Raw genomic sequence first — 14,447 nt, 5'->3', positions numbered from 1 at the left:
ACGGGCGGGGGACAGGGCCCCGGGCCGCCGGGCGGGTGCGGCGGCCCGGATCCACGCGGTTGGCGGACCGCTCCCTGGGTTACGCCATTCGAGTGAGCACTCGCCCGGGCGCAGCGGACGTACGGCCCCCGGCCCGGCCGTATGATCGACGCGCCGCCGACCGCCGGCCGGCTCGTCAGGGGGTGCCTCGTGGGATCGGTGGGCACCCGTCCGCCCCGGCAGCGCGGCGAGCTGCTGGCCAGGCGGGAGGACGGCCTCGCACTGCACCACCTGGTCTGGCGGCTGGGACCCGGCTGGCGGGTGTGCAGCAGCGCCGTGCTGGGCGGCGGGATCGGGCCGCGCGCCTGGATCCTGAACGCCCAGGTCCCCGGTGGCTACCCCCGGCTCGACCCCGCCCGGCACCTCGCGGAGATCGCGGCCGCCGAGGCGCTCGACGGCCCGGGGGCCGGGCTGATGACCGCGGCCGACGTCACCGCCCGCACGGTCGCCGACGACGACGGGGCGACCGCCACCGTGACCAGCGGCCTCGGTGTCCGGGGATGGGCCGCCTCACCGGCCGGCGGCGCGGCCGGCCCGCTGCCGCCCGGCACCGTCAACATCGTCGTCACCCTCCCCGTGGCACTCTCCGACGCGGCCCTGGTCAACGCCGTCGCCACCGCCACCGAAGCGAAGGTCCAGGCACTCCTGGACGCCGGACTCGACTGCTCCGGCACCCCCACGGACGCCGTGTGCGTCGCCGCGCCCGACCCCGGAGGACGGCCGGGCGAACCGTTCGCCGGACCGCGCTCGGTCTGGGGCGCGCGACTCGCCAGAGCCGTGCACCGCGCCGTGCTGGAGAGCGCGCTGCGGCACTCTTGAGACCCGCCGGTCCGGGGACCGGGCCGCACCGACGAAGGGAACCTCCCGATGACCACCGCATCCCCCGCCGGCGCCGGCCCGGGCACACCGACCGTCGCGGTCCTGGGCACCGGGATCATGGGGTCCGGGATGGCCCGCAGCCTGCTCAGGGAGCGGCTGCCCGTCCGGGCCTGGAACCGGACCCGGTCCAGGGCCGAGCCGCTGGCCGCCCTCGGCGCCACCGTCACGGACACGGCGGAGGACGCCGTGCGCGGAGCCGACGTCGTCCTGACCGCGCTGAACGACGGGCCGTCCGTGGCGGCCACCCTCACCGCCGCCGCACCCGGTCTGCGGCCGGGGCAGGTCTGGCTGCAGAGCTCCACCGTGGGCCTGGACGCCACGACCGAGCTCGTCGGCCGGGCCGCCGGACTGGGACTCGTCTACCTCGACGCCCCGGTCTCCGGCACGAAGCAGCCCGCCGAACAGGGCACGCTCACCGTGTTCGTCTCCGGACCCTCGGACGCCCGCACGACCGTGCAGCCCGTCCTGGAGGCGATCGGGCAGCGCACCGTGTGGGTCGGCGAGGAGCCGGGAGCCGCCACCCGGCTCAAGCTGGTCGCCAACACCTGGGTGATCAACCTGGTGAACAGCGTGGCCGAGTGCCTCAACCTCGCCGAGGGCCTCGGCCTCGACCCGCGGCTCTTCCTGGACGCGGTGAAGGGCGGGCCGCTGGACACCCCGTACCTCCAGGGCAAGTCCGCGGCGGTGCTCTCCGGGGACCTCAGCCCGAGCTTCGCGCTCTCCACCGCGCTCAAGGACTCCCGGCTGATCCTCGACGCCGCCGGAGCGGCCGGGGTGGCGCTCGACCTGGTCGCCGCCTCCGCCGAACGGTTCACCCGGGCGGAGGCGGCCGGACACGGCGGCCAGGACATGATCGCCACCTACTACGCCGGCCGCCCCGCCGCAGGACCGCCCCGCGACTGATCACTTCGACGGAGCACGGGGACGTCGGCCGGGAGGGCCGCCGGACGGGCCGGCGGCGGCAACTCCCGGGCTCCGACGGGGCGGTCCCCGGGCGGGTGGAGCACCGGGACGCACAGAACCGCCCCACCGGTACGGGGGAGCCCGGTGGGGCGGTCGCCTCCAGAGTGCCACAGGCGGAGACCAGTTGGGGCCGTATCCCGCACCTTGCCCCGCACACCGGCATCCGCCCCCACCGCACCGCCGGCCGCGTCTTCCACGACCGGTCCTGCGGCCCGTCGCACCGCGCCGACGACGCGCCGCCGGTCCGGCGGGCGCGTGCCTCCGTCCGCGCCCGGCACGCGGTGCGGGACCAGCGTCACCGCCCGGCCCCTCACCTGCCCTTACGCCGGCCTCGCCTGCCCGCCCGTTCGTCGGCGAGCTGCTCGCTCACCCGCTCGAGGGCACGTCCGGGGACGGCGAGTTCGGCCGGACGGCAGTTCGGCCGGACGGCCGTCCTGCGCGTCCGTCCTGTTCCGCACGGCGGGGCACCGGCAGGTCTGCGCCCTGCGTCGGAGCCCCGTGTCCGCGCCCCGCCTCCGCGCCCCGCGGACACCTCCTCGGCTATGACACGCGGGTGCACGGACGGGCGGTCCGGGAATAGGGACGGGGCCGTCCCGCCTTCCACCCCTGTCGTCGGCCGCCGATATCGACCGGAGTGAGAGCACCCATGCCCGAGGCCACATCCCCGTCCGCGGACCCGTCCCTCCCGGGCGCCGCAGATCCGTCCGTGCCGCGTCCCGCCGCGCCCGGCTCGTCCGCCGGGCCTGGCCCCGCCGGCTCCGGGGCGGTCACCGGAGCGCCCCACCCGCTGGACAACCCCGTCCGCAGCTCGCTCACCGGTCCGCACGCCCGGTTCGCCGAGCGGCGCGGCCGCGTCCTGCGCTACGGCCCCGACGTCACCCCCTGGGTGGCCCTGCCCGACGCGCCGGACGCCCAGGACTGGGCCGACGTGGCCGCGCTCGCGGGCCCCGGCCGGGCCGTCACGCTCACCGCCTTCCGCGAGCCCCCGCCCGCCGACTGGGAGATCGTCTTCCATGCCGAAGGCGTCCAGCTGGTGGACGGCACCGTGGACGCCGTACCCGATCCGGAGGCCCGGCTCCTCGGTCCGGCCGACGTCCCGGAGATGCTGGCCCTGGTGGAGCGCACCCGGCCGGGGCCGTTCCTGCCCCGCACCGTCGAGCTCGGCACCTACCTCGGCATCCGCCGGTCCGGCGTGCTCGTCGCCATGGCCGGGGAGCGGCTGCACCCGCCCGGCTGGACCGAGATCAGCGGCGTCTGCACCGACGACTCCGTACGCGGCCAGGGGCTCGCGTCGCGTCTCGTCAGGGCGGTGGCCCACGTCATCAGGGAGCGCGGCGAGACGCCCTTCCTGCACGCCGCCGCATCGAACACCTCGGCCGTCCGGCTCTACGAATCCCTCGGTTTCACCCTGCGCCGCAGGACCGCCTTCCTGTCGGCGGTCGTCCCGGCGGACGCGGCCAGGGGCGCCGACGCCAGGACCCGGGGCCGGGGGGCGGGTAGTTTGGAACACATGGGGCGTTAGGGACGAAAGGCGGGAGGCGTGCCGTGGTCATGCGACTTCGGCGCTCGTCGGAGGCGCGCGGGTGGTCGCCGCCCGGGGCGGACGGGGGAGAGGCGACCGCGGGCGCCTCCCGGATCGGCAACGGGGCGCTCGCCCTGTGGCTCGTCCTGCTGACCGCCGTGGTCGTCACCCTGGACGCCTTCACCGGCAGCGACGTCCCCCTCATCCCCCTGCTGGTGGTCCTGCCCGCACTGGCCTCGGTCTTCTGCACGGTGCGGCAGACCACCGCCGTCGCGGTCTGGGTCACCGCGGTCGTCGCCGCGTCGCGGATCGCCTCGAACAGCTCCTTCTGGGGCGTGCTCTTCCTCGTCGGCTTCACGGCACTGGCCAGCTCTCTCGGCGTCTTCGCCTGCGCCGCGCGCATACGGCACGCCAACGAGGTGGCACGGCTGCGCTCGGCGGCCGTCGCGCTCCAGCGGCAGATCCTGCGCCCGCTGCCCATCATCACGCGGCAGATCTGTGCCCACGGCCTCTACGAGCCGATCGAGGAGGACCGCTTCGTCGGCGGGGACATCTACGAGGTGGTGCAGTCGCCCCACGGGACCCGGGTGATCATCGGAGACGTGCAGGGCAAGGGGCTGCCCGCCATCGGGACCGGGTTCGCGGCGCTCGGCGCGTTCCGGGAGGCGGCCGTGCGGGAGTCCGACCTCATCGCGGTGGCCGACTCGGTCGAGGACGCGGTCGTCCGGCACAACGCCTTCTCCGCCGAGACCGGGGAGGCCGAACGCTTCGTCACCGCGCTGGTGCTCGGATTCGACGGGAGCGACCGGGTGCGGGTCGTGAACTGCGGGCACCTGGCACCGCGGCTCCTACGGGACGGCGCGGCCTCGGTGGTCGCCCTGCACCGGACCTCCGTCCCCCTGGGCATGGCGGAGCTCGCCGGTGAGGCGCGAGCCGCGGAATGGGTCGCCTTCCCGCAGGGCGCCACCCTGATCGTGCTCACCGACGGGGTCACCGAGGCCCGCGACGCGACGGGTGACTTCTACCCCTTCGACGAGCGGCTCGGCCGCTGGGCGGACCACGACCCGGAACAGGTCCTGGAGGCGCTGCGGGGCGATCTGCAGAACTTCGCCGGCGGAGTGCGCCGGGACGACGTCGCCGTGCTCGTCCTCAACAGGCCGTCGCAGTGCGGGGGCGCCGCGGATCCCCCCGGGACCACGGCGGCACAGCGGCCCTCCCCCTGACCGTCCTCGCCGGCACCGGCGGTGGCCGGGTGTCGTGGGTCCCGGGCGTCGAAGAGGGCGTCGCCGTCCTCGTCCCGGCCGATCGCCTGGGGCGGCGAATCGCCCGCGGCGCGCTGCCGGTGAAGGCCGCCGCGGCGCCGGTCCCGACCGGACGAGGTGGGACGAAGGGTGAAGGCATGAGCGGGACCCCCCCGGCGACGGCGTAGCGGTCCACCGGACCGCGTACCGCGACGGAAGCCGCACCCCCTGCGAGGGCTGTCCCGTCCCCGGTGGGCGCACGAGGGCGGTCGGGACGCCGCGCCGCATCGCCGGAACGCCGCATACATCCGGTATGCAGGCGTCCGTCCCCCGTGCGGTGCGCGTCGTCCGACGCCGTGCGCCGGTCCACCGGCGATTCCTGGGACAGCCCTCGCCCCCCGTACCCGCGGCTCCCCACACCTGGAAGGGGTGGAGGCGCTCGCGGGAGCTGGGCCTCCGCGACGGGCGGTCGCTCCGGTGTCAGCCGGTGATCGACGCCTTCAGGGTCGACGTCGCGCCGTTGGGGCGCTCGAACTTCGCGGTGGCGTAGTACTCGTTGGTGCCGGCCGGATTGGGCGTCTCCCGGGTCGCCGTCACGGAGTAGGACTTCGTCCGCTTGGTGCACGGCTGGCAGAGGTCATTGGTCTTGCCCGTGGTCTTCCCGTCGATCTCGGAGCCCACACCGATCGTCTTCGGGATGATGTATCCGCCGTTGGCCGGCGTGTAGGTGAGGCGGCTGCGCTCCTGGGGGGTGTCACGGTAGCGACGCACCTCGTACCGTACGCACGCCGTGCCGGCCTGGTACGTGGAGCACTTCTCGGCCGCGGTCTGCCACGCGCCCCAGGCGGCGTGGAGGTCCCACAGGGAGCCGTCGCCGAACTCGCCCTGCACCTTGTACGGTCCGGAGTCGGCCGTCTGGACCGCGGACCAGGGAGAGGTCCACGCGCTGGACTGCGGCGCGCAGCCGCCCGCACAGACCTCGGGGAGACCCGTGCCGGCGTACCAGTGGTAGGTGGTCGGTTTCATCTCGTAGCCGTTGGCGGGGGAGAGGACCACCCTTCCCCGGCGGCCCGTGACCGAGCCGGTGTCGGTGACGCGCTTCTGCACCTCGGCACAGATCTTCCCCATGGAGGTGACGCCGTCCAGGGCGGTGTACGACGTACAGACCGTGTCCATGGCCTGCCAGGTGGTGGCGGCCGGCGCCGGTGGCGCGCCGGCGACGGCGGTGCCCGCGGTGGCCGGGCTGCCGGTGGCGGCGATCCCGACCGCGGCGGTGACACTGACGAAAGCTTTCGTGAGAGCTCGCATGCTGTCCCCCTCGATTGACGTGTGCGTGAAGGAGCCGACCGCGGAGGCCGGTTCCGTGAAGAGCCTGCGGGTCCGGCGAGAGCTTCGCCACCGACGACGCCGAAGTGACCTCGTCCCGGGACGTCCCACGCGCTGACCTGCGGAGATGTCGCCCGCCGAGTCCCTGCGGCGGGGTGCGACGGCAGGCGGACGGCCGGGCACGCGCCAGGTGCGGCGCGGCGGGACCCGGGACGGCTGGTGCAGAATGAGGCCGGGACACGGAGGGTCCCGAACACAAGTGGGGGACGCGTGTCGCGCTGGAAGGTACTGCCCGCAGAACTGCATCCGGACGTCCATCGGCTGATCGTCCGACTGCGCAGGCTGAAGGACCACAACGAGCTGTCCACGCGGAATCTGGCCGCGAAGACCGGGTACAGCGCGAAGTCGTGGCAGCGCTATCTGAACGGCAGGTCTCTGCCGCCCCGGGAGGCCGTCGAGGCGCTGGCCCGCTTGAGCGGCGACGATCCGGCCCGGCTGCTGGTCCTGCACGAGGGCGCCGCCCGGCGCTGGGCGGAGGGACGGCCGGTCACCACCGACACCCCCGAGGACCTCCCCGCGGCGGCGGAACCCACCCCCGCGAAGCAGCCGTCGTACGGGCGCCTCCTGCGCGCCGCCGTCGCGGCGGGAGCCGTGGTCACGGTGCTGTCCGTCTCCGCGGCACTCCTGCTGGCCATGCGGCTCACCGAGGCGCGCGGCCGGCTCGCGGACGAACGCCGCGATGCCGTCCCGACGGCCCCGGCCACCGTGTCGGCGTCCCTGGTGCCGGTCATCTACACCTGCCGGCTGGAGCAGCGTGACGGCCGCTGGCACGCGAACCTGAGCCCGGCCGCGGACGTCCTCCTGTCCAACACTCAGGTGGGGCTCGAAGTCGCCGAGGCGCAGTGCCTGCTGCGCCGGGCGGGCACGGCGCCGGGGGAGATCGACGGCATCTTCGGTCCGAAGACGCGACGAGCGGTGGAGCACCTGCAGAAGCGGAACGGACTGATCGTGAACGGAGTCATCGACCCGCCCACCTGGCAGGCCCTGCGGGAGGGGACGCCCGCATGAGCACGGAACACACCCGGCTGCTCGCGGCGCTGCGGGAGCTGCGGACCGGTGCCGGACTGAGCCTGTCGGCGCTGGCGGAGCGGACGCCCTACAGCAAGTCCTCGTGGGAGCGGTACCTCAACGGCAAGAGCCTGCCCCCTCGCCAGGCCGTACGGGACCTGTGCCTGCTGGCGAACGAACCGGACGGGCGGCTGCTGGCCCTGTGGGAGATCGCCGAGGCGCAGTGGAGCGGGCGGGCGGCGACCCCCGCACCGGCCCCTCCTCCGGAGGAGCCTGCGCCGCCGGCCCCTCAGGAGCCGCCACCGCCCGCCGGGACCGGATGGCGCCGACTCGGCGGGAGCAGGCTCCTGGTGGTGCTGGCGTCGGTCTACACCGTGATCGTCGGAGGTGTCGCCGGCCTGCTCTTCCTCCTGCTGCCCGAATCGGAGCACGAGGGCACCGAGCCCCGGCCGACCTCCGTGCCGTTCTCCTTCGCTCCCGAGTGCAACGGCGCCGCCTGCGAGGGGCGGGACCCGATGCGTCTGATCTGCGGCATCGAACCCGACACCCTCGCCTCGCACCGCACCGCCACCGGCGCCCACATCGAGCTGCGCCACAGCAGGAAGTGCGGTGCGAGCTGGGTCCGTGTCTGGGGGACCGGGATCGGCGACCGGGTGGAGGTCACGGCAGGCGGCCCGACACACGGCGTGCGCATCAGGAACGAGGAGGAAGCGGCCACCTTCGTCTACACCGAGATGACCGAGGTCCGCCCCGGCAGCACCGTCCGGGCCTGCTTCCGTCCGGCGTCGGCGGACGCCGAGCGGGAGTGCGTCGAGGGCCGCGTGGGCGAGGACGCCACCACGGCCCGGTCGCCCGCACCTCGGTAGCGTCGGCGGCCGCAGCCCCTGAGACCCGGCCGGTGCGGCCGGGTGCGCACGGCCGGTGGGCGACCTCCTCCCGGCCGGTGCCGGCCCGGAGCGCCCCGCCCGGTGCGCTCGGCCTCCGCCCTCGGGGGCGCGGAGCCGGCAGCCACCAGGCTCTCCGCGGTCCGCCGGTGGCCCCGCGGGGCCCCGGGCGTTCGACGGTCCTTCAGTTCTGCGAGGGCGCGCGCCCCTCGCGCACACAGGCCCGCAGCCGCTCGACGAACACCCGCTGGCCCGCCACCAGCCGCACCCGGGCCTCGTCCGGTGTGCACCAGGCGAACCGGTCCATCTCCGGGAACGCGCGCAGCACCCCGGACCCCTTCGGCCACTCCATGGTGAAGGTGCCCGGGACCGCCCCGGCGGGGTCCAGCCAGGCCTCCACGGCCCACGCGGTCACCACCTTGCCGCCGGACTGCCGCGCCTCACCCAGGGGCACCCAGACGCCGTCCGGGACCGGCAGCCCGAGTTCCTCCCGGAACTCCCGGCGCGCGGCGGCGGCCGGCTCCTCGTCGGCGGGCTCGTACTCGCCCTTGGGGATCGACCAGGCGCCCGCCTCGCGCCGGGCCCAGAACGGTCCGCCCATGTGGCCGATCAGCACCTCCGCGTCGGGCCTCCCGTCCTCGCCCGCCACGACCCGGAAGAGCAGGAGACCCGCGCTGCGCCTGACCGTCGACATACCGTCAAGTGTGCGTGCGGGGGCCCCTCGTGTCCCGCGGCCGGGGCCGGACGAGTCACCTCCGCGTCGCGTGCCGTTCCGCCCGGCGTCCCCGTCGTCCTCTGGTGCGCCCCTCCCGGCCCGGTCATGCTGTCGCCTGACGTCGCGTTCCGCGCCGCAGCCGCACCGCACCAGGAGGACTCATGGTCCCTGGCACCCCGCACGGCATCCGTCGGTCGCTCGTCCTGCTGGCCACCGCGGTGGTGACGGTGGCCGGAGCCGTCGCCCCGGCGGCCGCCGACTCCGCTCCGGACCCCCGCCCGCACACCACCGCGGAGATCCTCAGGCCGGTCGCCCCGCCGGCCGCGAGCGGCCCGTCCGGCGCCACGCGGTCCGTCGTGGACGGCGACGGCATCGAGACCGCCCGCGCCACCCGGCCCGTCGCCCCCGGAGTCCGCCTGACCTCCTACGACCGTCTGGAGTCCGACACGTGGCTCCGGGTCGACAGCCTCTCCGTCGATCTGGACGGCAGCGGCGTGCGCGCCGACTACCTGTCCTCGGGCCGGGTCACCGACCGGCGCACGGTCTCCGAGCTGGCCGCCGGGCACGACCCGGGGAAGGGCCGGCGCACCGTGGCCGCGATCAACGCGGACTTTTTCGACATCGCACAGACCGGGGCGCCCCAGGGCCCGGGCATCGAGGACGGGCGGACGGTCCACTCCCCGGCCCCGGGCGTCAGCCGTGCGGTGACCATCGGGCCCGAGAACGCCGGCCGGGTCCGGGAGCTGTACTTCGAGGGCACCCTGACCCTGCCCTCCGGCACCCACCCGCTGGCCGCGTTCAACGCGGCGAACGTGCCCGCCGGGGGCGTGGGTGCCTACACCGCGGCCTGGGGCACCGCCGACCGCGCGCTGACCGTCGACGGCGCACGGCCCGCCGCCGAAGTGGCGGTCCGCGACGGCAGGGTCGTCTCCGTGTCGGACCGCCCGGGCTCCGGACCCGTCCCGCAGGACACGGTGGTCCTGGTCGGCCGGGAGGCCGGAGCGGGACTGCTGGCCGCCCTCGCACCCGGTGACCCGGCCACCCTCGCGTACCGGACCCGCACCGACGACGGGAGCGTCCCGCGCACCGCCGTGGGCGGCCGGGAACTGCTCGTCGTCGACGGGGTGGCGCAGAACCACGACGGCGAGGGCAACGACACCGCGGCACCCCGCACGGCGGTCGGGTTCTCCGAGGACGGCCGCACCATGCAGGTCGTCACCGTGGACGGCCGGCAGACCGACAGCGGTGGCGTCACCCTCACCGAGCTGGGCGTGATGATGCGCCGGGCCGGCTCGTACAGCGCCCTGAACCTCGACGGCGGAGGGTCCTCGACCCTGGTAGCCCGTCCACCGGGCAGCGACGCGCTCCAGGTGGAGAACAGCCCGTCCGACGGGAGCGAGCGCACCGTCCCCAACGGCCTCGCGCTCACCGCCCCCGACGGCAGCGGGCGGCTCGCGGGATTCTGGGTCGAGCCCAGGACACCGGCCGTCGCCGCCCCCGGCGACGACCCCGTCGCCGGAGGCCACCCCGAGCGGGTCTTCCCCGGCCTGACACGACGGCTCACCGCGTCCGGACACGACGAGACGTACGGACCCGCCGCCGGCACCCCGCACTGGCGGACCGTCAGCCCGGCGGTCGGCAGCGTCGACGCACGCGGAACGTTCACCGCCCGGCACGGCGGCACGACCGACGTCGTGGCCGAACGCGGCGCCGCCCGCGGCGGCACCCGGCTCACGGTCCTCGACCGGCTGGACCGCATCCGGCCGACGACCACGCGCGTCGGCCTCGCCGACGGCGCCGCCACCGGGAGATTCGGCGTCGTGGGACTCGACGCCCACGGTGCGAGCGCCCCGGTCGAACCGGCCGACCTCACCCTGGACTACGACCGCGCCCTCTTCGCCGTCGACGACGACGGCCGCGGATCGTTCACCGTCCGGTCCCTCACCGGCTCCGGCGCGGGACGGATCACCGCCACCGTGGCCGGCGTCAGCACCACCCTCGCCGTGAGCGTCGGCCTCACCGAGCGGACCGTGTCGGACTTCGACGACGCCGGAGCGTGGACGTTCAGCCAGGCCCGCGCCGACGGCTCGCTCGCCGCGACGCCCGACGGACACCCCGGCACCGGCCTCCTGCTGACCTACGACTTCACCCGCTCCACGGCGACGCGCGCCGCCTACGCCGCCCCGCCCCGGCCGCTCGTCGTACCGGACCGGCCGCAGGCGTTCACCCTCTGGATCCGGGGGGACGGCAACGGCGCGTGGCCCACCCTGCACCTGAAGGACGCGGAGGGCTCCGACCAGCTGCTGCGCGGACCGTACGTCGACTGGACCGGCTGGCGGCAGGTCACCTTCGCCGTCCCGCCGGGCGCCCCGACACCGCTGTCCGTGCACCGCTTCTACCTCGCCGAGACGGCCGCGGCCCGGCAGTACACCGGCGAGATCGCCGTCGACGGCCTGACCGCCCTGGTGCCGCCCGCCGTCGAACTCCCCGGACCGGCGCAGACCCCCGACCCGCTGATCGACACCGCCGCCGGGACCGCGGCACGGGACTGGCGGTTCGCCGTCATGTCGGACGCGCAGTTCGTCGCACGCGACCCGGACAGCACCCTCGTCCGGCAGGCCCGCCGCACCCTGCGCGAGATCAGGGCGGCCCGGCCCGACTTCCTCGTCGTCAACGGCGATCTCGTCGACGAGGGATCGGCCGCCGACCTCGCCTTCGCCCGGAAGGTCCTGGAGGAGGAGCTGGGCGACGCGCTGCCCTGGTACTACGTGCCGGGCAACCACGAGGTGACGGGCGGCACGATCGACCGGTTCACCGCCGAGTTCGGCCCCGCCCGGCGGACGTTCGACCACCGGGGCACCCGGGTCATCACGCTCGACACCTCGGGTCTCAGCCTGCGCAGCGGCGGCTTCGCCCAGATCGAGGAGCTCCGGGCCCGGCTGGACGCGGCGGCCGGGGACCGTTCCGTCGGCTCCGTGCTGCTGATCGAGCACGTGCCCCCACGGGACCCCACCGGGCAGCAGGCCTCCCGGCTGAGCGACCGCAAGGAGGCGGCACTCGTCGAGCGGTGGCTCGCCGACTTCCGCCGTACGACGGGCAAGGGCGCGGCCCTCGTCGCCGGCCACGCGGGGGTCTTCGACGCCTCACGCGTGGACGGGGTCCCCTACCTCGTCAACGGGAACTCCGGCAAGGCACCTGCGGGCCCCGCGGACCGCGGCGGATTCACCGGCTGGTCCCTGGTCGGAGCCGACCGGGTCACACCCGGGGACCAGGCAGCCGCACGCCGCCGGCCGTGGCGGGGCGGGCCCGACTGGCTCTCCGTCCAGACCCGCGCCCACGTCGACGCACTCGCCCTCGACGCCCCCGCGCGGCTCGTCAGGGGCCGGAGCACGACGGTCGCCGCACACGTCACCCAGGGCGCACGGACCGTACCGGTGGCCTTCCCGCTGAGCGCGGACTGGACCGGCTCCCCGAACGTCCACATCGGAGCGGCCGGCCGGGCCCGTCCGTGCCACCTCGCGACGCTGGACCCGGCCACGGGCAGGCTCACCGCGCTGCGGCCGGGCACCGTGACGCTCGCGGTCACCGTCAACGGGGTCACCCGGCGGGCGGAGATCGGCATCACGGAGGGCCGGCCCGCGCCCTGACCTCCCGTCACCGGCGGTGGTGCCGCCGGTGTGCGGCTCCCGGGTCCGGCCCGGGTGCCGCACGGGACCGTCGCGGCCCCGCTCAGGTCTTGCGGTAGCCGTACGCCTCGGTGGCCGCGGCCTCCACCGCGTCCAGGTCGCCGCCCGCCGACGCCGTCACCAGGGCGGCGACGGCGCCCTCGACGAACGGGGCGTCCACCAGCCGCGCGCCCTCCGGCAGTTCGTCGCCCTCCGCCAGCATGGACTTCACCGTGAGCACCGCGCTCCCCAGATCCACCAGCAGCGCCACACCGGCGCCCCGGTCGACCTTCTCCGCCGCCGCGGCGACCAGCTCCGAGCTCGTCCCCAGACCGCCGGCCGAGGTACCCCCCGCCGCGGCCATCGGCGCCGTCGCCCCACCGGCCGCCAGCTCCCTGGCCAGCGCGACGACGGCTTCCGCCACCGGCCCGCTGTGGGAGACCAGCACGATCCCGACCTGCTCCGCCCCGCTCACGACCCGCCCCCCGCGGCCTCGTCGAGCGCCCCGATCAGCAGCGCCGACGAGGCGGCACCCGGATCCTGGTGCCCGATGCTGCGCTCGCCCAGATAACTGGCCCTGCCCTTGCGCGCCCGCAGCGGCACGGTCGCCAGCGCACCCGCCAGCGAAGCCTCCCGGGCCTTCGCGAACGAACTGCCCAGCACCTCCACGGCCGGCAACAGCGCGTCCAGCATCGTCTTGTCCCCGGCCTGCGCCCCACCCAGCTGCGCCACCGCGGCCACGCCCGCCCCGAGGGCCTCGGCCAACTGCTCCTGGGTCACCTCCGGTGCGTCGCCGAGCGCTTTCCCCGTGCGGCGCAGCAGCGTCCCGTACAGCGGTCCGGACGCCCCGCCGACCGTCGAGATCAGATGCCGGCCGGCCAGCGTCAGCACCGCACCGGGCGTGTCCGGGGCCTCCTTGCCGAGCACCTCGCTCACGGCGGCGAAGCCGCGCCGCATGTTGCTCCCGTGGTCGGCGTCCCCGATCGCGGCGTCGAGCTCGGTCAGCCGGTCGGCCTCACGGTCGACGACGGCAGCGGCGGCGGCCATCCAGCGACGGAAGAAATCGGTGTCGAGCACAAGATCTCCTGTTCCTCGTACGGCGGACGGCCGGTTCACCGGCCCCAGCACAACGCGGGCGTGCGGACCGGCGCGTCCCAGAGCCGCACCATCTCCTCGTCCACCTGGCAGAGCGTCACCGAGCAGCCCGCCATGTCGAGCGACGTCACGTAGTTGCCCACCAGCGTACGAGCCACCGCCACCCCCCGCTCCGACAGCACCCGCTGGACCTCGGCATTGAACCCGTACAGCTCCAGCAGCGGGGTCGCGCCCATCCCGTTGACCAGCACCAGCACGGGTCCGTCCGGCCGCAGATCCTCCAGCACCGCGTGGACCGCGACATCGGCGATCTCCCCGGACGTCATCATCGGGCGGCGCTCCCGGCCCGGCTCACCGTGGATGCCGATGCCCAACTCCAGCTCGCCCGCGGGCAGGTCGAACGTCGGGGTGCCCTTGGCCGGTGTGGTGACGGAGCTGAGCGCGACCCCGAAGCTCCGGGCGGACTCGTTCACCCGCCGCGCCATGGCCTCCACCCGCTCCAGCGGCGCACCCTCGTCCGCGAGGGCGCCGGCGAGCTTCTCGACGAACAGGGTCGCCCCGGTGCCGCGCCGGCCCGCCGTGAACGTGCTGTCCGACACCGCCACGTCGTCGTCGACCAGGACCCGGGCGACCCGGACGCCCTCGTCCTCGGCGAGTTCCGCGGCCATGTCGAAGTTCAGCACGTCCCCGGTGTAGTTCTTCACGACGAACAGCACGCCCGCGCCGCTGTCGACCGCGACGGCCGCCCGGACCATCTGGTCGGGCACCGGTGAGGTGAAGACCTCCCCGGGACACGCCGCGGACAGCATTCCGGGCCCGACGAACCCCGCGTGCAGCGGTTCGTGCCCTGACCCGCCCCCGGAGACCAGGCCGACCTTCCCGGCGACCGGGGCGTCACGCCGGACGACGACGCGGTTGTCCACGTCCACGACGAGGTCCGGATGGGCGGCGGCCATGCCGCGGAGCCCGTCCGCGACGACGGTCTCCGGCACGTTGATGAGCATGCGCAACGGTTCCTCCTGGGGGAGCAACGGCGGCCGGTGGTCCTGG

The 14,447-nt window shown here is 75.4% G+C and carries 12 protein-coding genes; 7 read left to right on the top strand and 5 right to left on the bottom strand.

Annotated elements, in window-relative coordinates:
- Window positions 1-141 precede the first annotated feature (141 nt).
- The 4 genes from ABZ172_RS11515 (at window position 142) to ABZ172_RS11500 (ending at window position 4,626) form a co-directional block, all read left to right on the top strand.
- Window positions 142-858: an adenosylcobinamide amidohydrolase gene (locus tag ABZ172_RS11515; RefSeq protein WP_356882708.1), complete on the top strand. Its 717-nt coding sequence runs from the start codon at window positions 142-144 to the stop codon at window positions 856-858.
- A 48-nt stretch (window positions 859-906) separates the two neighbouring features.
- Window positions 907-1,821, top strand: a complete 915-nt coding sequence (locus ABZ172_RS11510; RefSeq protein WP_356882706.1) for an NAD(P)-dependent oxidoreductase — start codon at window positions 907-909, stop codon at window positions 1,819-1,821.
- A 706-nt stretch (window positions 1,822-2,527) separates the two neighbouring features.
- The gene (locus ABZ172_RS11505) at window positions 2,528-3,403 is read left to right on the top strand and encodes a GNAT family N-acetyltransferase (RefSeq protein ID WP_356882704.1); all 876 of its coding nucleotides are present in this window, start codon (window positions 2,528-2,530) and stop codon (window positions 3,401-3,403) included.
- Between the two features lie 29 nt (window positions 3,404-3,432).
- A complete protein-coding gene (locus tag ABZ172_RS11500) occupies window positions 3,433-4,626 on the top strand; it encodes a PP2C family protein-serine/threonine phosphatase (RefSeq protein ID WP_356882702.1) in 1,194 nt (397 codons plus the stop codon).
- A gap of 498 nt (window positions 4,627-5,124) precedes the next feature.
- Here ABZ172_RS11500 and ABZ172_RS11495 read toward each other — a convergent pair whose 3' ends face one another.
- Entirely contained in the window at window positions 5,125-5,952 is an 828-nt protein-coding gene (locus ABZ172_RS11495; RefSeq protein WP_356882700.1) for a hypothetical protein, read from the bottom strand.
- Window positions 5,953-6,240: 288 nt separating this feature from the next.
- On the opposite strand from ABZ172_RS11495, the gene ABZ172_RS11490 reads away from it, so the two are divergent.
- Together ABZ172_RS11490 and ABZ172_RS11485 are read left to right on the top strand one after the other, a co-directional pair.
- Window positions 6,241-7,038 (top strand): peptidoglycan-binding protein, encoded by a 798-nt coding sequence (locus tag ABZ172_RS11490; RefSeq protein WP_356882698.1) that lies wholly within the window; start codon window positions 6,241-6,243, stop codon window positions 7,036-7,038.
- Complete coding sequence (locus tag ABZ172_RS11485; protein WP_356882696.1) at window positions 7,035-7,904, top strand: DUF2690 domain-containing protein; 870 nt, start codon at window positions 7,035-7,037, stop codon at window positions 7,902-7,904. The genes ABZ172_RS11490 and ABZ172_RS11485 overlap by 4 nt, the downstream gene beginning before the upstream one ends.
- Window positions 7,905-8,106: 202 nt before the next feature.
- Here the strand turns inward: ABZ172_RS11485 and ABZ172_RS11480 are convergent, their stop codons facing one another.
- Window positions 8,107-8,616 carry an NUDIX domain-containing protein gene (locus ABZ172_RS11480; RefSeq protein WP_356882694.1) on the bottom strand — a complete coding sequence of 170 codons (510 nt, stop codon included), beginning with the start codon at window positions 8,614-8,616 and terminating at the stop codon, window positions 8,107-8,109.
- 182 nt (window positions 8,617-8,798) lie between these two features.
- Between ABZ172_RS11480 and ABZ172_RS11475 the strand changes: the two genes are divergently transcribed.
- Window positions 8,799-12,284: a phosphodiester glycosidase family protein gene (locus ABZ172_RS11475; RefSeq protein WP_356882692.1), complete on the top strand. Its 3,486-nt coding sequence runs from the start codon at window positions 8,799-8,801 to the stop codon at window positions 12,282-12,284.
- Window positions 12,285-12,366: 82 nt separating this feature from the next.
- Here the strand turns inward: ABZ172_RS11475 and ABZ172_RS11470 are convergent, their stop codons facing one another.
- The 3 genes from ABZ172_RS11470 to dhaK are packed head-to-tail and all read right to left on the bottom strand — an operon-like array spanning window position 12,367 to window position 14,407.
- Window positions 12,367-12,777 carry a PTS fructose transporter subunit IIA gene (locus ABZ172_RS11470; RefSeq protein ID WP_356882690.1) on the bottom strand — a complete coding sequence of 137 codons (411 nt, stop codon included), beginning with the start codon at window positions 12,775-12,777 and terminating at the stop codon, window positions 12,367-12,369.
- On the bottom strand, window positions 12,774-13,379 hold the full coding sequence (gene dhaL / locus ABZ172_RS11465) for a dihydroxyacetone kinase subunit DhaL (RefSeq protein WP_356882688.1): 606 nt from the start codon (window positions 13,377-13,379) through the stop codon (window positions 12,774-12,776). The genes ABZ172_RS11470 and dhaL overlap by 4 nt, the downstream gene beginning before the upstream one ends.
- Window positions 13,380-13,414: 35 nt before the next feature.
- Window positions 13,415-14,407, bottom strand: a complete 993-nt coding sequence (gene dhaK, locus ABZ172_RS11460) for a dihydroxyacetone kinase subunit DhaK (protein ID WP_356882686.1) — start codon at window positions 14,405-14,407, stop codon at window positions 13,415-13,417.
- Between the last annotated feature and the right edge of the window lie 40 nt (window positions 14,408-14,447).

It is taken from the genome of Streptomyces sp. NPDC006296, from assembly GCF_040613235.1.
Taxonomy (GTDB): domain Bacteria; phylum Actinomycetota; class Actinomycetes; order Streptomycetales; family Streptomycetaceae; genus Streptomyces.
This window is presented reverse-complemented; position numbering and strand designations above follow the sequence as displayed.